The organism is Rhizobium changzhiense, assembly GCF_013087625.1.
GTDB lineage: Bacteria > Pseudomonadota > Alphaproteobacteria > Rhizobiales > Rhizobiaceae > Rhizobium > Rhizobium sophorae.
Genome location: NZ_JABFCQ010000004.1, coordinates 302,819 through 319,612, shown reverse-complemented (window position 1 = coordinate 319,612; position 16,794 = coordinate 302,819). Strand labels below are relative to the sequence as shown.

General features: G+C 61.3%; 17 protein-coding genes and 1 pseudogene. 8 read left to right on the top strand and 10 right to left on the bottom strand.

The genetic code is table 11. The annotated features are described in order from the left end of the window. Window positions 1-40 precede the first annotated feature (40 nt). From G9X68_RS21725 to G9X68_RS21715, 3 genes are all read right to left on the bottom strand, one after another. Entirely contained in the window at window positions 41-493 is a 453-nt protein-coding gene (locus tag G9X68_RS21725) for a BA14K family protein (protein ID WP_171604176.1), read from the bottom strand. 147 nt (window positions 494-640) lie between these two features. Next, window positions 641-856, bottom strand: coding sequence for a cold-shock protein (locus G9X68_RS21720; protein ID WP_003561293.1), 216 nt, complete (start codon window positions 854-856; stop codon window positions 641-643). 486 nt (window positions 857-1,342) lie between these two features. Next, window positions 1,343-2,233 (bottom strand): DMT family transporter, encoded by an 891-nt coding sequence (locus G9X68_RS21715; RefSeq protein ID WP_171604175.1) that lies wholly within the window; start codon window positions 2,231-2,233, stop codon window positions 1,343-1,345. 97 nt (window positions 2,234-2,330) lie between these two features. Here G9X68_RS21715 and G9X68_RS21710 point away from each other — a divergent pair, with 97 nt between their 5' ends. Further along, the gene (locus G9X68_RS21710; RefSeq protein ID WP_171604174.1) at window positions 2,331-2,798 is read left to right on the top strand and encodes a DUF3052 domain-containing protein; all 468 of its coding nucleotides are present in this window, start codon (window positions 2,331-2,333) and stop codon (window positions 2,796-2,798) included. Between the two features lie 4 nt (window positions 2,799-2,802). Here the strand turns inward: G9X68_RS21710 and G9X68_RS21705 are convergent, their stop codons facing one another. Genes G9X68_RS21705 through G9X68_RS21695 form a run of 3 tightly spaced genes read right to left on the bottom strand, consistent with a single transcriptional unit; the run spans window position 2,803 to window position 7,156 of the window. After that, window positions 2,803-3,945 carry a PQQ-dependent sugar dehydrogenase gene (locus G9X68_RS21705; RefSeq protein WP_171604173.1) on the bottom strand — a complete coding sequence of 381 codons (1,143 nt, stop codon included), beginning with the start codon at window positions 3,943-3,945 and terminating at the stop codon, window positions 2,803-2,805. 60 nt (window positions 3,946-4,005) lie between these two features. Further along, window positions 4,006-4,779, bottom strand: a complete 774-nt coding sequence (locus G9X68_RS21700; protein ID WP_171604172.1) for a class GN sortase — start codon at window positions 4,777-4,779, stop codon at window positions 4,006-4,008. Then, complete coding sequence (locus G9X68_RS21695; protein WP_171604171.1) at window positions 4,769-7,156, bottom strand: marine proteobacterial sortase target protein; 2,388 nt, start codon at window positions 7,154-7,156, stop codon at window positions 4,769-4,771. The genes G9X68_RS21700 and G9X68_RS21695 overlap by 11 nt, the downstream gene beginning before the upstream one ends. A 384-nt stretch (window positions 7,157-7,540) precedes the next feature. Here G9X68_RS21695 and G9X68_RS21690 point away from each other — a divergent pair, with 384 nt between their 5' ends. The 5 genes from G9X68_RS21690 to G9X68_RS21670 all read left to right on the top strand — a co-directional run bounded on the left by G9X68_RS21690 (window position 7,541) and on the right by G9X68_RS21670 (window position 11,497). Then, window positions 7,541-8,743, top strand: coding sequence for a pyridoxal phosphate-dependent aminotransferase (locus G9X68_RS21690; protein ID WP_168310667.1), 1,203 nt, complete (start codon window positions 7,541-7,543; stop codon window positions 8,741-8,743). A gap of 101 nt (window positions 8,744-8,844) precedes the next feature. Continuing rightward, the gene (locus tag G9X68_RS21685) at window positions 8,845-9,105 is read left to right on the top strand and encodes a type II toxin-antitoxin system Phd/YefM family antitoxin (RefSeq protein WP_003593113.1); all 261 of its coding nucleotides are present in this window, start codon (window positions 8,845-8,847) and stop codon (window positions 9,103-9,105) included. A gap of 2 nt (window positions 9,106-9,107) precedes the next feature. Further along, entirely contained in the window at window positions 9,108-9,494 is a 387-nt protein-coding gene (locus G9X68_RS21680) for a type II toxin-antitoxin system VapC family toxin (protein WP_171604170.1), read from the top strand. A gap of 100 nt (window positions 9,495-9,594) precedes the next feature. Next, window positions 9,595-10,581, top strand: a complete 987-nt coding sequence (locus G9X68_RS21675) for a glycosyltransferase family 8 protein (RefSeq protein ID WP_171604358.1) — start codon at window positions 9,595-9,597, stop codon at window positions 10,579-10,581. Window positions 10,582-10,627: 46 nt separating this feature from the next. Further along, entirely contained in the window at window positions 10,628-11,497 is an 870-nt protein-coding gene (locus G9X68_RS21670) for a 3-deoxy-manno-octulosonate cytidylyltransferase (RefSeq protein WP_171604169.1), read from the top strand. Window positions 11,498-11,597: 100 nt separating this feature from the next. On the opposite strand, the gene G9X68_RS21665 is transcribed toward G9X68_RS21670, so the two are convergent. Next, window positions 11,598-12,695: a calcium:cation antiporter gene (locus tag G9X68_RS21665; RefSeq protein WP_171604168.1), complete on the bottom strand. Its 1,098-nt coding sequence runs from the start codon at window positions 12,693-12,695 to the stop codon at window positions 11,598-11,600. A gap of 231 nt (window positions 12,696-12,926) precedes the next feature. On the opposite strand from G9X68_RS21665, the gene G9X68_RS21660 reads away from it, so the two are divergent. Further along, window positions 12,927-13,214: a DUF2188 domain-containing protein gene (locus G9X68_RS21660; protein WP_003541669.1), complete on the top strand. Its 288-nt coding sequence runs from the start codon at window positions 12,927-12,929 to the stop codon at window positions 13,212-13,214. On the opposite strand, the pseudogene G9X68_RS32425 reads toward G9X68_RS21660, so the two are convergent. Beyond that, window positions 13,211-13,829, bottom strand: a pseudogene (locus tag G9X68_RS32425) (GrpB family protein). The gene G9X68_RS21660 and the pseudogene G9X68_RS32425 overlap by 4 nt on opposite strands. A 104-nt stretch (window positions 13,830-13,933) precedes the next feature. Then, window positions 13,934-14,833 (bottom strand): LysR family transcriptional regulator, encoded by a 900-nt coding sequence (locus G9X68_RS21645; protein WP_171604167.1) that lies wholly within the window; start codon window positions 14,831-14,833, stop codon window positions 13,934-13,936. Window positions 14,834-14,927: 94 nt separating this feature from the next. Here G9X68_RS21645 and G9X68_RS21640 point away from each other — a divergent pair, with 94 nt between their 5' ends. Next, window positions 14,928-15,950 (top strand): NAD-dependent epimerase/dehydratase family protein, encoded by a 1,023-nt coding sequence (locus G9X68_RS21640; protein WP_171604166.1) that lies wholly within the window; start codon window positions 14,928-14,930, stop codon window positions 15,948-15,950. On the opposite strand, the gene G9X68_RS21635 is transcribed toward G9X68_RS21640, so the two are convergent. Continuing rightward, complete coding sequence (locus G9X68_RS21635) at window positions 15,947-16,747, bottom strand: aminoglycoside phosphotransferase family protein (RefSeq protein ID WP_171604165.1); 801 nt, start codon at window positions 16,745-16,747, stop codon at window positions 15,947-15,949. The two genes, G9X68_RS21640 and G9X68_RS21635, sit on opposite strands and share 4 nt — an antisense overlap. Window positions 16,748-16,794 lie beyond the last annotated feature (47 nt).

Here is a 16,794-nt window from a genome sequence, read left to right as displayed (position 1 = left end):
GAAGCCAAAAATAAAAGCGCCGCTGAAGAGCGTCGGAAGATCAGCCGGCGGTGCAGAAGTGGCTGCGGCCGTCATAGCCGATATAGGTGCCGGTGCGCGGATCGAAGGACCGGTAGCGGTAGGAGCAATAACGCTCCCATTGCGGCGACCAGGGCTCCACCGTCGCACGCACCGGCGCATAATATCGCGGCTGCTCGACATAGCGCGGCTCCTCAACATAGACGCGGCGCGGGGCGCGGTAAACCGGAGCGGGCTCGTAGTAACCCGGCTCGTAGGGCGGGTCGATATAGCGAGGCTCGTCGTAAACAGGGCCGTTATTGGCATTGGCGATAGCCGAGCCGACGATCAGTCCGGTTGCAAGGCCGACAGCGCCGCCGACCAGCGCGTCGTTGCGCCGCCAATGACGGTCGCGAGCCGATGCTTCGCCGATAGCAGAAAGGGTGAGGGCGGCAGCCGTTGCCGTCAGCAGAAGAGTCTTGGCGAGCCTGTTCATCAGCATAAATCCTAATCCCGGAAACCGAACGCCGGTCCCTTTTTTGATGGTCACAGTCGTACAGATTTGTAGCTGAACGAAGGCTGAACGACAAAACCCGGCATTGCTGCCGGGCTTCAACTCGAATTCGCCAGCCTTGTTAAGGGTTCAGCCCGCAATCTGCAGATTGACGGCCTTCGGGCCCTTGCCGCGGCGATCCGGCTCCGTGTCGAAGCTTACCTTCTGGTTTTCCGTCAAGCCGGCCAGGCCGGAGGCCTGAACGGCAGAAATGTGAACGAAGATATCGGCGCCGCCCCGGTCCGGCTTGATGAAGCCGAAGCCTTTGTCGGTATTGAAGAATTTTACAGTGCCAGTCTCTGCCATGCGTCAGGTCCTTTTCTCTCTGCCCGCCATCCACACGGGCAGCATCATAGCATTGCCTCCTTGCGGGAGGTGTTGGCAGGCAATTCTTGAAATGTGAGAAAAAGGTCCCCTCTACCTCGGCCTGTTCCAGGCAGGGCTTCCGCCCGCCATTTTCGGAACCGGCTGACCGGGATATTAGCGTTCCCGGCGCGCAAATACTTAAGGACTTCCCATGCTCGCAAAATGCCCGAACGCGCTGAGAGTGCTGCGTTTAAAGGATTTTGGCAAGCAAAAGTTTTTTAACGTGTCGTTGCGGGCACACCCCTGCCGAGATCCAATTTGCGCAAAAACGCAAAATTTCCTTCGCTGATAGGGAATGATTAACGTTTTATATCGTCTGCAATATAAGTTCCGAGCAGATTTTCCCAAAAATGCAACGTGAACGCGTCTCTCGCGGCAAATGAATTTTTTTCCCGATGCGTGACTCACCCATATTTGGACGCGTGTTCACGCGGCTGGCAAGCGCCGGCGGGTTAGTCCCGGCACGAGTTCGACTACAAGCATAGCGATAAACATGAGCGCGCAACCTGCATAACCTGTTACCGGCATCGTCTCGCCGAGCAGCAGGGCGGCGAGTGAGGCGCCAAAGAGTGCTTCGGAAGAAAGGAAGATCGCGGCCTGCGAGGGCGTCGTGTAGCGCTGGCCGATCACCTGCAGCACGAAAGCAACGCCCGAGGAGAAGATGCCGACATAAAGGATCTCCGGCGCCGCGGCCTGTATTGCCGAAAGGCTGACAGGTTCGACGGCTGCGGCAACGGCCAGCGCACAGACCGCGGTGACGGCAAATTGCGTGGCGGAGAGCGCAAGCGGCCTTCCGGTCTCGGAAACGGTCGTGCCGGCAAGGGTGATCTGAATCGCCCAGAAGACGGCACAGACGACGGTCAGCAGATCGCCAGGTGTCAGCGCCGAGAGATGGCCGCCGGACAGGAGATAGATGCCGGTGACCGCCATCAGCGCGCCCGGCCAGATGATCCAATGCGGGGCACGGCGCAGAAAGAACACGGCGATCAGCGGCACGAAGACGACGTAGAGGCCGGTGATGAAGCTGGAATTCGTCACCGTCGTCGTCTGCAGTCCGACTTGCTGCGTGGCTGCGCCGCCGAAAAGGGCCAGGCCGATCAGGATATAGAGCTTCGCATGGCGGGCGCTGGTCTTCTCTTTGGCCTTGCGCGCTTCAAAAAGAACGAAGGGCAGCACGGCCAGCGTGGCGACGGCAAACCGCAGGCCAATGAACCAGAAGGGGCCGATCGCCTTCATCGCCGTCGACTGCGCGACGAAGCCGCCGCCCCAGATGGCGGCTGCGAGCAATAGGAGAAGGTTCGCCTGAACGCGCGTCATGTCGTCCTCTATGGGAAGGGATGTGCCCCGGCGGTTAGCAGTTGCGTTTCCTCCAGGCAAGGGTGAAGATTTCATGCCTGACGACGGAGGTGAGTCCATGCGACGCCAAGAATGGAAGCCGGCCGGTGATGTCGCGCCCAGGACGGCAGGCTATTCCGGCACGCCGCTCGTCAGGAAACTCGGCCTTGCACGCGGGCAGGCGGCTGCTCTTCTCGGCATTCCTGAAACGATCGTCGCCATCAATGGTTTCGACGGCTTTGCGTCAGTCGTCCGCGCGCTTCCCGAGACGCCTCAGCGTATGTTCGACTATGTGCATTTGTTTACGACAGAACGGGCGGCGCTGGAGGCCGCCGCGCTTGCGCTTTTCCGTGCCCTGAGGCGGGATGGGATGGTCTGGATTTCCTGGCCGAAGAAGAGTTCCCGCGTGCCGACCGACATCACTGAGGACGTGCTGCGGGAGGTTCTACTTCCAATCGGTCTGGTCGACGTCAAAGTCTGCGCCATCGACGAGATCTGGTCCGGGTTGAAGTTCGTCATCCGCAAGGAACTGCGCGGCGCGTTGTGACGTCTCAGCCGTTGCGGGCTTGCGCTCTGGAGATCCTGAGCAGCGCGCCGTTGTCTTCGTCCGTCACCATCAGTAGCGCGCCGTCGGGTGCAACGACGACGTCGCGGACGCGGCCGTATTCGCCCTTGAACAGGCGCTCCTCGGCGACGAAGGCGCCGGTTTCGTCACGCTGCATGCGCGAGAGCAACTGGAACTTTAGCGCAGCGACGATGAAATTGCCGTCCCATTCCGGGAACATGGCGCCGCGATAGACGACCAGCGCGCCAGGTGCGATCGACGGATCCCAATAATGCAGCGGCTGTTCCAGCCCTTCCTTGGCGGTGCCTTCGCCGATCTCGGCGCCCGAATAGTCTCGGCCATAGGTGATGATCGGCCAGCCGTAATTCTTGCCGGCCTCGGGCTGGTTGATCTCGTCGCCGCCGCGCGCGCCGTGTTCGACGGTATAGAGCTTGCCATCCTTGGCGTCGAAGGTGATGCCCTGCGGATTGCGGTGGCCTTTCGACCAGATTTCCGGCAGCGCCTTGCCCCCGTCCTTGAACGGATTGTCGGCAGGGATGCTGCCATCGGCATTGATATGGATGATCGAGCCGGCATCGTCCTGCCAGTTCTGCGAGCGGTTGCGGTTGCCGCGATCGCCGACGCTGATGAACAGCGTACCGTCAGGGGCAATCGCAATACGCGAGCCGTACTGGATATTGCCTGATGTGAAGCGCCGCATGGTGAAGATAGGCGTCACGGCGTCGAGTGTCTTCTCGTCAGTGGAAAGCATGGCGGTGAAGGCTTCGGTGCCGGAGCCCCGGCTGTTGGCGATGGCGGCGGTGAAATAGAGTTTGCGAGATGTCGCAAAGTCCGGCGCGAGCGCCACGTCCATCAGGCCACCCTGGCCACGGGCACTAACCTTGGGCACGCCCCCAATCGGGTCGGAGACCTTGCCGTCGCGGATGATGCGTATGCGGCCCGGCCGCTCGGTGACGAGATAGGCGCCATCGGGTAACACCTCGACTGCCCAGGGATGTTCGAGGCCGTCGGCGAGCTTGTCGACACGGACGGCGAGTTCCTGCGTATTGATGGTGTCGGCCGCATCCGCCGATACGGCGCCGAACAGGACCAGCGCTGCGGCGAAATGGAAGGCAGGCATTCTCTTCATCTTGCTTCCCCGTCGTCTCTACAGGCTGAACGTGGAGCGGGCAGGGGAGAGCTTCAACCCTCATTCAGCCTGCAATAACGGCTTTGTGTTCTGCGGTTGAACGGAACCCGTGACCTGGCCATCGACCAGTTCCGCCTCGAGGATGTAGCGCAACGGCCCGCGTTCGGTGGCATCGAAGGGCCAGCAGGTGGTCAACACCAGGCGGTGGCCATCGGAGGAGGGATCGATGCCGTTGGCATCCCATGGGGCGATGCGGCCCTCTCCGGCCTTGAAGGCCAATAGTTTGCCGTCGCGGCGAGTGACCTCGATCGTATCGCCCGGCCTTATATATTGCAGCCAGCGGAAATGCGTGTCGCGATGGGCGGCGATGACGGAGGTGCCTTCCTCGCCGGGCTGTGGCGTGTTGACGAGCCAGGCCGGACCGAAGGCCAGAGCCTCGCCAGAGGCGCCGGAGAGCACGATCGCCTCCTTGCCGAGACGCGGGGCGCGCACCTTTGCCTCCGTGGTGAAATCCGCCCAAGGCCAGGGTTTTGTCTCTTCGCCTCGCAATTCGGCGGCGAAGGCGCGTTTCAGCAGGATCTGGGAGAGTTCCGCCTTCGCCTTCAGCAGGAAGCCGTCGCCGATCAGCGCCAAGCCATAGAGGGCAAGGCCGGCGATGGCAAAGGCGATCGCCTTTTCGATCGAGGAAAGTCGCCAGAGGAAGAAACCCTTCCGCTGGCGAGGCCTCGGTATGTCGTGGGCCGTCGCGGCGGCCATGGCGAGCTCCAGATAGGTCGGAAGCGGCTCGAATTCGGCCGCTTCCTCGTTCTGGCTTGCGGAGAGCCTAGAGACCATTGCGCTTGGCTCCGACCGCGATCATGCGCTTGAAGCGGCGCCGCCAGACGGCCAGTCCGCTTGCCGCCGTCAGCGCCAGGAGCAGCATGGTCAGCCCGCGGATGATCTGCTCGTCGGCGCGCGTCGCCGTTTGCGGCAGGTTCACGGTCGTGCTTTTTTGCGCGATCATGGTGGCGGCTTTGGCGGTTGGGGCTGCGGCCATCATGTTTGCGATCTCAGGCGATGCGGCAAGTGCCTGTGTTTCGGCCGCAGCCTGTTCCGGCCCGACGTTTCCTGCCGGCGTGGCCGAGCCATGACGCTCCGCGCCACCAAGAGGGACAGTGTTTTCGCCGAAGACCTTATCGAAATCCCAACCATCCGGCAGATTGAGCGGCAGCTTGGCCGAGCCGAGCGGCTGATCGGCCGGGCGCGACGGGGTGACATCCACGGCAACCAGGCTGGTGACGCGGGAGACGAGATGGTGGGCGAGCGCCACCGTCTCGATATCCTTATCGAGCGCGGCCGGATCCTGACGTTCATAGGCACGGGCCTCGAAATCGTCGATCTTGCGCCGCGCCCAGAGCTTGGAAATGCCGTTGCCGTCGGCGGCATTGGCGATATACATCTCGACGCGCCAGGGCTGATCGCCTGTCTTGCCGACGATCTGCAGCTTGCCGGCGGGCTTATCGTCAGGCAGCTGCGCGGTCAGCACGACGGGTTCGCCGCTGTAGAGGTCCGGCATCGGGTTCGGCGTGATATCCTCGGCTTCGATGCCTTCGCAGGTCGCGGCGATATCGGTCATGGCCGGGTTCTGCAGCTTGGCGAAAAGCTCGCCCATGCGGCTTGCCACCTGGTCGGTCGAGCCGATCGCCGTGAAGGTCCCGCGGCCGATCTCGGCAGCCTTGGTCATGAAATAGGTGTTCGGCGCCGAGCCGATGCCGACGGTGAAGACGCGGGCATCGCCGCGGTTTGCGGTGATTTCCTCGAACAGTTGCTGTTCGTTGCCGATCGCGCCATCCGTCAGGAACACGACCTGGCGTAGCGCTCCGGTGGCGACCGGTCCCTGGTTGCGCAGCGCAGCCTGCAAGGCAGGCAGCATTTCCGTGCCGCCGTCGGCTGTCAGGCCTCGGACATAGGCGATCGCCTTTTCGCGATTGTCAGGGGTGGCAGTGACGAGACCTTTGAAGTAGTCCGTCATCGTATCATCGAAGCGGATGACGTTGAAGCGGTCGTCGGGGTTCAGCTTTGAGATGGCAAGGGCCAGGCTCTGCCTTGCCTGCTCGATCGACGGGCCGGACATGGAGCCGGAATTGTCGATGACGAAGACCACCTCGCGTTTTGCCGGCGGCGTTGCCGTATCCGGGGCCGTGGGTGGGGTGACGAAAGCGAGCAGATAGGTCTTGCCATCAATCACTTCGCGGAAGAGGCCGGCACTCGGCATCTTGCCGGGAGCGGCCTTCCAGGTGAGTTCGAAATCCTTATCGGCGGGAACGGTGTCCGCCTTCAGGCTGATCGTCCTCGCCTGGTCGCCATCCTGGCTGATATCGACGTCGTGGAAAGACGATTTAACATCGCCGAGCGGGAAACCGGCCCGGAGGCCGACGGTCAGCGAAACCGGATTGATCCTGGCGTTCTCACGCGGATCGAGCACGGGGGCTTCGATCTTGTCGCGGTTTTCCACCGGGTCGCGCGGCGTGGCGAAACCGGCGCCGTTGTTGAACTCGACAGTCTGGACGATCGGCGCCGGATTGTAGCGCGGAGCGACGACCATCGGGAAGCGCAGCGAGAACTCGCCACCCGACTGGTGGACGGTCTGCTGGTATTCGATCTGGACGACGATGGTTTCGCCGGGACCGATATTGGCGACCTGGTTGGTGAAGATGTTTGGCCGCTGCTGCTCAAGCAACGCCGTCTTCTTGCCCTCGGCCTTGGCCTGCTCGTAGATCTCGCGGGCTTCCTGGCGCGGCTTGATCTGGCCCTCAATGAAGCGTTCGCCGATCTGCATTTTCAGCGCGTCGACGGCGGAATTGTCCGGCAGCGGGAAGACGTAGGTGCCTTCGACCCAACCCCGGCTCGGATTCTGGAAGCGCTGAGTCACCTTCACCCTGGCGATCGGGCCGGAGACATCGATGGCGACATCGGTCTTCAGCCGCGGCGCTTCGACATAGAAGCCCGGCTCCTTCGACGGAAAGAGCAGCGAGCCGCTATTGACGTCGTCCGGCCGGACAAGCGCCGCGAGCTGGGCGGATCCCTGTGGCGTCTCGGTGGCGCGGGCGGCGGAGGCAAGCCCCAGTATCGCGGCGATGCAGGCGGCAAAGGCGGTGACGGCAATAAGGACTGAAACGGAAATTCGGCGCGCACGAATGCGCCCTATAATAAACTCATCTTCCAGAAACATTGGCATACCCTCAATAACCAATTTCGGATGCCGGATGATGCGGCTTCGATCTCGGCGCGCTCGCGACCGAATTGCGGCGTGGCGCGGCATTTGTTGCGGCTTATTCGTGGCAATGGCCGAATTCGACGATGCCACTGATTTCAGGGGATAAATCCGGATGACTTCAGAGATTGATTCAAGATCTGCGCATGGCGTTTCGACCGCGTGACGCAAGGCTTCTCCGAAGGGGCGGCATGCCGGGTGGACGGCGTGGCGAACCGATCAATAAGAATCATGCCACCATGACGCCTTTCCGCTTGAAATGCCGTCATACATTGGACATAGAGCTAACCGCAGAACTCCGGTCCCGGCTTTCTGCCCGTTTCAACCATTAGGACCGTTATCATGGCTTTCCTTGCCGATGCTCTTTCCCGTGTGAAGCCTTCAGCCACCATCGCCGTCTCCCAGAAAGCGCGCGAGCTGAAAGCAAAAGGACGTGACGTCATCGGCCTTGGCGCGGGTGAGCCGGATTTCGATACGCCCGATAATATCAAGACGGCCGCCATCGACGCGATCAACCGCGGCGAAACGAAGTACACGCCAGTTTCCGGTATCCCGGAATTGCGCAAGGCGATCGCCGCCAAGTTCAAGCGCGAGAACGGCCTCGACTATTCCTGGGAGCAGACGATCGTCGGCACCGGCGGCAAGCAGATCCTTTTCAACGCCTTCATGGCAACGCTGAACCCCGGCGACGAAGTAGTCATCCCGGCGCCGTACTGGGTTTCCTATCCTGAGATGGTGGCGCTGTGCGGCGGCACGCCGGTTTTCGTTTCGGCCACCCAGGAGCATAACTTCAAGCTCCAGGCCGCCGATCTCGAAAAGGCGATCACGCCGAAGACCAAGTGGTTCATCTTCAATTCGCCGTCCAACCCGACGGGGGCGGCCTATACGCAGGACGAGCTGAAGGCGCTGACGGATGTGCTGATGAAGCATCCGCAGGTCTGGGTGCTGACCGACGACATGTACGAGCACCTGACCTATGGCGACTTCAAGTTCGTCACACCTGTGGAAGTCGAGCCGAAGCTTTACGACCGCACGCTGACGATGAACGGCGTTTCCAAAGCCTATGCGATGACTGGCTGGCGTATCGGCTATGCCGCCGGTCCGATCCAGCTCATCAAGGCCATGGACATGATCCAGGGTCAGCAGACCTCGGGTGCGACGTCGATCGCCCAGTGGGCGGCTGTCGAAGCGCTGAACGGCACGCAGGACTTCATCCCTGCGAACAAGAAGATTTTCGAAGGCCGTCGCGATCTCGTCGTTTCGATGCTGAACCAGGCCAAGGGCATTGTCTGCCCGGTTCCGGAAGGCGCCTTCTATGTCTATCCGTCCTGCGCCGGCCTGATCGGCAAGACGGCTCCGTCGGGTAAGGTCATCGAGACCGATGAGGATTTCGTTTCCGAATTGCTGGAATCCGAAGGCGTCGCCGTTGTTCACGGCTCGGCCTTCGGCCTCGGTCCGAACTTCCGGATCTCCTATGCAACGTCGGAAGAGCTTCTCGAAGAGGCCTGCCGCCGCATCCAGCGCTTCTGCGGCGCCTGCAAGTAAGCCGATTGATACAGCATCGATCGAGGGTCTGCTGGCGACGGCGGACCTTTTTCTTTGTGGCGACGTTGACGATGTAGCTGCATGTAGCTACATTTACCCTCATGAAGACCGTTTCGATCCGTGATGCGAAGAACCGCCTGACCGAACTCGCCCGTGAGGTCGAGGAAGGTGAAACCATTGTCGTGACACGCAACGGCCGGCCGGTGTTCGATCTCGTGCCGCATCAAAAACGCGGCGGTTTGAACCTGGAAGCCGGTCAGGCTTATCTTCGTGCACGGGGCATCACCAATCCCGTGCCGTTCATTGCGGATGATTTTGATGATCCGCTGCCCGAGGATTTTCTCCTGAAGCCTTTGCCGTAGCCATGAGGCTTCTCCTTGATACCCACATCGTTCTCGCGATCCTCCGCAAGGACGTCAGGCAACGGTTCCCGGAGATTGCCACGCTGCTTGGTGATAGCAAGACTGAGGGCTTCGTCAGCGTCGCAAGTCTCTGGGAAACGGCTATCAAGGCTCGATTGGGAAAGCTGGATCCTGGCATGCCGCTTGAAGACATCGCGCGGTCTCTTGAGGAGATAGGGCTGATATTGTTGCGGATAGAAATACAGCACGTCATCACCGCCGCCGACCCCGAGCCGGAGACGCGCGATCCCTTCGATCGGCTGCTGCTGGCGCAATGCAAGGTCGAGGGGCTGCAGCTTGCGACGGTCGACCGGCTGCTCGTCGATCATCCATTGGCGCTGCGGCTCTAAGTTCACGTTCCGATTCAATATGCTCCTCATCTGAATCCGCTTTGCCTCGCAAGTCGTTGAATTCCGATTCAAAACGTGACGCAGAGTGACGGTCCGGCGGGTGATCTGCGGTTGCGGGTTGGCATCAAACCAACTAGATATCCGGCATCAGTTTAAGTCGCCGCTTCGGGAGGCCGGGATTTTGCAGCAGAGTGCCGTGATCGTCTGTTCGGATGTCAACATGCTGCCGGCCGCCTGCTGCACCCTGCTTTCCGTCAAGCGCAATCTCTCAAGTTCCACTGGCGAGTTCCTGCTTCTCGGTATCGATCTCAAGCCGAACGAGATCGCCGAGGTCGGAAATTTCGCGCGGCTGCACGGCATGGCAATCAAGGTGCTGCCCTATAATACGCCGGATACGGCGCTGCAGGCGCGAGGCCGCTGGTCAGGCGCCACGCTGGCGCGACTCTACATGGATTTGCACATTCCCGATCATATCGAGCGCCTGCTTTACCTCGACGCCGATGTGCTGGCGGTTTCGTCCGTCGACGAACTCTTCACGAGGGATTTTCAAGGCAAGGCGCTTGCCGCCATAGACGATTATGTCATGGCCTTTCCCGAGAAGGCCGGCGCACGGCAGCGGAAGATCGGCATGCACGAGGGCGGCCGCTATTTCAATGCCGGCGTGCTGCTGTTCGACTGGTCGGCCTGCCGGGCGAGGGGGCTTTTTGCCAGGACACGGGAGATCTTCGAGGAGCGGTCGCATCTTTTCGAGAATAACGACCAGGATGCGCTGAACGTCACTTTCGACGGCGACTGGCTGGTGCTCGATCCACGCTGGAACACGCAGACCGGCCTGCTGCCTTTCGTCGGCCGGCCGGCGATCATCCATTTCACCGGCCGGAAAAAGCCGTGGCAGGCGACTGTGCCGTGGGTGCATCGCCGGATGGCCAAGCGTTATGCCGAGGATCTCGCCAATACGCCATGGGCTTCCTTCTGCAGGCAGCCGTCGATGACGGGCCGGATCGCGGGGTTCCTTTCGCATTTGGGAAAGCGGATCGGCGGGCTGGCGCGGCTGGCGCGGACACGCGCTTATTTCAGCAACAGCTAGTGGGACGGCAGAACGCATCGTCCTTGGAAAGTGCATGTGAGCCGATATGGAAGCAATCCCCAGCGACACGCAGACCATGGCCGCCCCGGATAGCGGCTTCAATTTTCTGACGCCGGATGCGTGGAAGGCGCTGTTGTCGCACTATTCCCACATCGTGCTGGTGGCAAACAGTGAAGCCGTCGACTTCAAACGGCTGCGAAGCGAATTGCCGGAGACGGCACTCTACGTCTTCTTCAACAATGTTTATAAGGTGCTCGACGAACCCTTCGCCGGCCATGCAGTGCTGTTTGCCCGCAGCGGCGTGATGGGCGCCAATATCGTCCACCGGCGCGAGGCGGCGGATGTCCTGCGCTTCTTTGCCGGCGACGATTTTTTGGGCGTCGTCAACATTCGCGTCTCTCCGGAGGAAAATTTCAGCGAGGAGGGCCGCTTCGAAGGCGCTGAAACCCGTCATCTTGATCTGACGAAAATGCTCGTCGACCTCTATCCGGTGGGCAAGATCGCGACGAGTGGTTTTGCGGTGGCGCTGTGGCTCGCCGAGCTGCAACTGCCGGGCAAGATCCTGCTTGCCGGTTTTTCGGCCAAGAGGAGCGAGAAGTGGAAGGTTTTCGACGTGCACGACTGGACGTTCGAGCAGATCTTCCTGCGTCTCTTTGCCCGGATGGGCACGATCTCGATGATGGGCGGCGTGGATGCCAGCCCTTATACGGCACTCGCCAGACGGTTTCCACAGGTGCCGCCGATCGAGATCGCGATGACGGCGGCCGAAGTCCTGTCGGAACGGCTCCACAACGCAAATAGCCAGATCGACAGGCTCATGTCCGTCACCAAATCCATCCGCGCCATCGAGGGTTTCTTCCGGCGCTTCAAGCCGAAAACCCGCAAGCAGCGTTTCCTCGAAAAGTCGAAGGAATGACTGTCGAAGCTCTCCTCAAAAAGTGGGCTGTCAAGCCGCTCTGTGAGTTGACGTTACGCGTGCGGATCACTGCTATCCGTTCCCCTGTCGGGAAGGACCTTCAAAGCCCCAGCGCCGTCAGCATGATGAAGGTGGCGAAGAGGATGAAATGCGTCATGCCCTCGATGGCGTTGGTTTCGCCATCGTTGAGGTTGATCGCCGCGGCAATCAGCGTGATCGCCACCATCACCGTCTGTACCGGGGTCATCGCCATGATGAAGGGCTGGCCGGTATAGAGCGCGATCGCCTCCATGACGGGCACCGTCAGAATGACCGTCGACAGCGAGGCGCCCATGGCGATGTTGACCGTCGCCTGCATACGGTTCCTGAGTGCCGCCCTTAATGCGGTCAGGATCTCGGGAGCGGCTGAAATCGCTGCGACGACGACGGCGGTCACGGCGATCGGCGCGCCGCTGTCGCGCAGGCCTTCGGTCATGAAGGTCGCCATGAATTCCGCGAGCAGGCCGATAATGATGACGCCGACGAGAATGGTGGCGATCGAGATCGCGGCCGACTCGTCGTGGCCCTGCTCGTGCGGACTTTCTTTCTGCCGTTCGGAGCGCGGATAGCTGTAGCTGAAGAAATAGCTGTGCTGGCCGACCTGCATGCGCAGGAAGAGGCCGTAGAGCGCGATCATCGCGACGATGGTGAAGGCGGAATAATAGTGCCACTTATCGCTGGGCACGAATTCCGGCACGATCATCGAGATGCCCATGGCGGTGAGGATCATCACGCCGTAGGTCTTGCCGGAATTGTCATTATAGGGCTGTTCGCCATGCTTGAGGCCGCCGAGCAGGGCGGCCAGGCCGAGAATGCCGTTGATATCGAGCATCAAGGCTGAATAGATCGTGTCGCGCACCAGCGTCGGCGAGCTCTCGCCGCTCATCATGATGGCGAGGATGATGACTTCGACGGCGACGGCCGAGAGCGTCAGGATCATCGTGCCGTAGGGATCGCCGACCTTGACGGCGAGCAGCTCGGCATGATGGGCAACGCGGATCGAGGCGAGTACGATGGTGCCGACCAGGCCAGCGGCGGCAATCAGCGCGACGCCGCGCCCCATCTCGATCGCCGCATGTTGGAAGAAATAGGCGATCGCTGCAACGACAAGTGCGGCGACCAGAAACATTTCCTCTTTAAAGCGTGACGCGATCCCCAAGCCTCAGCTCCTGTCCCGATTCATGCGTTTTATCTAAGTCACTGATTTCGCATATCAAGCAAGTTCTGGTCGAGCGTCATTTGCAGTCTTCGGCGTTTAATGGAATACTGAACGCCATCGGGGCCGGAAAGCAGATCGCGGCGTCCTCGAATTCTCGTCAAGCGGCCGCGATGATCCGGATCCTTTCCGGAAGCGTGCGAATGCGCAACAAGAAGATGAGGAGACGGATGCATGATCAAGGTGGTCTACGAAGTCGTGCCGCATGACGGCGGCTGGGCCTACAGGCTGGGGGGTGTCTATTCAGAGGCATTCCCGACCCATGCCGAGGCGCTTGAAGCTGCGCGCATCGTCGCGGCCGAACAGCAGGTCGGCGGCGATTCCGCCGAGATCAGTTGGCAGGACGAGAACGGCAAGTGGCATGAGGAATATGCCGAAGGTGGCGACCGGCCGGAAACCGAGGTGGTGGACGGCCAGTGGAAGGATCGCACGGCCGAGGCCTCCCAAGGCATCGGAAGCTAACCATCTCCCGCCAATGCCCGCGCGACGATCGCATCGACGAATTCGCGCTTGTGCGCAGTATAGCCGTCGCCGTCCATCCGGAATTGGGCTGCCAGCCTGCGTTTGAGTGCGGCATAATCGGCCGCCGCATGTGGATGCGCGATGAGATAATCCCGGAAAGCCAGCCTGTTTCGATGAGTGCCGTTGCCGGCCGGGCAAAGGTAGACCCGCTCCGCCGGCACTGAACCTCTCGACAGAAACGCGTGCTGCATAATTCCTTAAATCGGAATCGATTTATGGGTAAAATTATGCAGCCATTCAAAGTGCTACAGCGTCCTTTGCGCGTCTGAAAAGACGCGCGGCGCTGTAGACGTCGTCGTCATAGCGGTTGCCGCGTGGCTCGTAGCCTTCGGCCAGGAGCACGCGTGTGGCGCCGTCGATATGACCGAGGCTGGGAAGGACGATGTCGATATCGATAAGCGGCTTGGCGATCATGCCCGGTATGGACGTGCTGCCGATGTGGTCGATGGAGAGCGCCTGCGACAGCAAGGCCAGCAACCTGTCGCGGATCCGCCGGAAGGCTTGCGGCCATTGCGGATCGCAGGGCACGAGTTCAACCGGATTGTACGTTCTCATTCCCCTCCCGCTGGAGTGTGCGCGTCCGACAGAATGCGCTAAGGACGCTCCATTTTCTGAAATTTGCGCATGATTCTTTCCGAAAATCGATTCCGATTTCGCGGTCACGCACTGGCCGAATATCGGTGATAGTCCTGCAGGCCCCTGACCAATGCATCGAAGGTGACACGGCAGCGCGGCGAAGTCTTCAGGCTCTCATGCATCGCCACCCAGGTGCCGAGCGGTATGGCGAAGGCATCGGGCAGGACGTGGACAAGGTCGAGGTTCCCCCGCGCAAGTCCGATCTGGCAGAGACCGATGCCGACGCCGGCGCGGATTGCCGAGAGCTGGGCAAGATTGCTGTCGGTCCTGTAGGAGAACTCGATGCCGGGCACGGCATAGCGTTTCATCGCCATGCGGACATAGGCCGTCTGTCGGTCGAAGCCGATCAGCCGGTGGTTTGTGAGGTCAGCCAGGGTTTGCGGAATGCCGTGTCGTTCGAGATAGCGGCGATGGGCATGAAAGCCAAGGGGGATATCGCCGATGCGGCGCACGACGAGTGCGGCCTGCTGCGGCTCGGCCATGCGCACGGCAATATCGGCCTCGCGATTCACCAGGTCCTCGATCATATCGGATGCCGAGAGCTCGATCTGCAGTTCGGGATAGGTCTCCTGCAGCGGTCCGAGAATCGCCGGCAGCACTTCGACGGCGATGACCTCGCTGGCGCTGACCCTGACCGTTCCCGCCACGCGCTCGCGCTCACCGGATGCGGTACGCAAAAGGGCGGCGGTGGTTGAAGCCAGCGTTTCGGCATAGGGCTTCAGCGCCAGTGCGGCGTCGGTCGGCAGCAGGCCGTTCGGTGAGCGGGTAAAGAGTTCGGCGCCGATCGCCAGCTCCAGTGCATCGACATGGCGGCCTATGGTCGGCTGCGTCAACCCCAGTTCGCGGGCGGCGGCCGAAAGCGACCCCTGCTGAAGCACGGTCAGGAAACTGCGGTAGAAATCCCAGCTCGGCTCGACGCTCATATATTTTTGTATAGCAGATGTATTTCTTTCGTCAATTTCGTTTATGCCGTTCTGATGGCATGATCTTCTCATCCGATCGAAGGAGATGATTGTCATGAGCAGTGAAATGAAGACGACGGCCCTCGTTCTCGGCGCGACTGGCGGTATTGGCAGCGCAGTTGCCCGCAAGCTGATTGCGCGCGGCTGGCGCATCCGGGCGCTTAACCGTGATGCCGCCAAGGCGTCGAGGAGCGAGCCGGCTTTCGAATGGGTGCAGGGCGATGCGATGAATGCCGGTGACGTCCTGAGGGCGGCTGAAGGCGTCGGGCTGATCGTCCATGCCGTCAATCCGCCCGGCTACCGCGACTGGGAAACGCTGGTGCTGCCGATGCTCGACAATACCATCGCCGCTGCTCGCGCTGTCGGCGTGCGCATCGTGCTGCCGGGCAACGTCTATAATTTCGGTCCCGATGCGCTGCCAGCGCCGACGGAAGAAAGCCCGCAGCATCCGGTGACGAAGAAGGGGGCGATCCGGGTCGAAATGGAGAAGCGGCTGAAGGCGGCGTCACAGTCCGGCGCCGGCATCATCATCGTCAGGGCAGGGGATTTCTTCGGTCCGGGCACGACGGCCAATAGCTGGTTTTCGTCCGGTCTCGTGACCCCAGGCAAGCCGGTTGGCACGATCAGGAACCCGGGTCGGCGCGATGTCGGTCATCAATGGGCCTACCTGCCAGACATGGCGGAAACCATCGCCCAGCTCATCGAGCGGGCCGATCGGCTGCCGGACTTCGCCGTCTATCACATGGAGGGGTTCTGGGATGCGGACGGTATGCAGATGGCCGAAGCGATCAGGCGCGTCGCCGGCGGCAAGGCGAAGATCGGCGGCTTTCCCTGGTGGATCGTGCCGCTGGCGGCGCCCTTCGTTCCTGTGATGCGGGAGATCAAGGAGATGCGTTATCTCTGGAAGGTGCCGGTGCGGATGCGGAACACCAGGCTTAAGGCTGAACTCGGCAAGGAGCCGCAGACGCCGATCGACGAGGCGGTCAGGGCTTCGCTCGTGGCGCTTGGCTGCCTGCCCGAACCGCAGCGCGAGACGGCGGTCGCCTTTATCGCACATTCGCCTGAGAATGCGGGTTAGATCTGGAGTTCGGCCAGCGCGATCCGGGCGACCGTCAGCGCTTTTTCTGCCTGCTCGATGTTCGGATCGCCAAGGAACCACGCGGCAGAAAGACCGGAATAGGCGGCGATCCATTGCAGCAGCCGCTTCGGCTCGAGCCCGGCCTCCGCCGAGACGATGGCGAGCTGGCGGCGGAAACGGACGGGATTGGTGATCGTCGGCAGCTCCTCGTTGGCGAAGATGTTGGCGAAATCGAAACTGCGCTCGCCGTAGAGTCGCTTTGGATCGATCGCCAGCCAGCCGCGCGCCTCGAAATCGAGGATGTTCTCGTGATGAATATCGCCGTGGAGAACAGCGAGGTCGCGCGGATCGGCAAGGAGCGCGTTGGCGATCGCCGAGCAATCGGCAAGCGCACCGCCATGTTTGTCGGCGGCCGGTTCGAGATCACGGAACCAGCGGCTGAGGGGCACGGGATCGGGAAGCGGTTTTTCACGCGGCGCATGCAGCCGCGCGGCGGTGCGGCACAGGATGCGGCTCGCTTCGTCATCCTCACCGTCCATCGCCATGGCAAGCAGCGAGCGTTTCCCCATCGCCCTTTCCAACAGCACGGCGTCGTCCTCACGGGCGTAGACGTAAGCTGCGCCGTCACCGTCCCACCATTGCATCAGAAGCGCGCCGTATCGTTCGTCGATATCGGCCGCCACTTTCAGCATGGCAGGCCTGTTCTGCCAGAGGACCGGCAGCAGGCGGCTGGAGTGGGTGATGATAGGCTCGCCGTCTGATATGAGCGACCAGCGATGGAGATAAGAATCGAACATGGCGACACACTACAAAGATGCATCGAAAATGGAAATCCCGCCTTTCG

Bases quoted from the DNA above. Each gene is read 5' to 3' on its own strand.
- G9X68_RS21725 (WP_171604176.1), bottom strand. From the start codon at position 493: ATGAACAGGCTCGCCAAGACTCTTCTGCTGACGGCAACGGCTGCCGCC.
- G9X68_RS21720 (WP_003561293.1), bottom strand. From the start codon at position 856: ATGGCAGAGACTGGCACTGTAAAATTCTTCAATACCGACAAAGGCTTC.
- G9X68_RS21715 (WP_171604175.1), bottom strand. From the start codon at position 2,233: ATGACGCGCGTTCAGGCGAACCTTCTCCTATTGCTCGCAGCCGCCATC.
- G9X68_RS21710 (WP_171604174.1), top strand. From the start codon at position 2,331: ATGCGACGCCAAGAATGGAAGCCGGCCGGTGATGTCGCGCCCAGGACG.
- G9X68_RS21705 (WP_171604173.1), bottom strand. From the start codon at position 3,945: ATGAAGAGAATGCCTGCCTTCCATTTCGCCGCAGCGCTGGTCCTGTTC.
- G9X68_RS21700 (WP_171604172.1), bottom strand. From the start codon at position 4,779: ATGGTCTCTAGGCTCTCCGCAAGCCAGAACGAGGAAGCGGCCGAATTC.
- G9X68_RS21695 (WP_171604171.1), bottom strand. From the start codon at position 7,156: ATGTTTCTGGAAGATGAGTTTATTATAGGGCGCATTCGTGCGCGCCGA.
- G9X68_RS21690 (WP_168310667.1), top strand. From the start codon at position 7,541: ATGGCTTTCCTTGCCGATGCTCTTTCCCGTGTGAAGCCTTCAGCCACC.
- G9X68_RS21685 (WP_003593113.1), top strand. From the start codon at position 8,845: ATGAAGACCGTTTCGATCCGTGATGCGAAGAACCGCCTGACCGAACTC.
- G9X68_RS21680 (WP_171604170.1), top strand. From the start codon at position 9,108: ATGAGGCTTCTCCTTGATACCCACATCGTTCTCGCGATCCTCCGCAAG.
- G9X68_RS21670 (WP_171604169.1), top strand. From the start codon at position 10,628: ATGGAAGCAATCCCCAGCGACACGCAGACCATGGCCGCCCCGGATAGC.
- G9X68_RS21660 (WP_003541669.1), top strand. From the start codon at position 12,927: ATGATCAAGGTGGTCTACGAAGTCGTGCCGCATGACGGCGGCTGGGCC.
- G9X68_RS21645 (WP_171604167.1), bottom strand. From the start codon at position 14,833: ATGAGCGTCGAGCCGAGCTGGGATTTCTACCGCAGTTTCCTGACCGTG.
- G9X68_RS21640 (WP_171604166.1), top strand. From the start codon at position 14,928: ATGAGCAGTGAAATGAAGACGACGGCCCTCGTTCTCGGCGCGACTGGC.
- G9X68_RS21635 (WP_171604165.1), bottom strand. From the start codon at position 16,747: ATGTTCGATTCTTATCTCCATCGCTGGTCGCTCATATCAGACGGCGAG.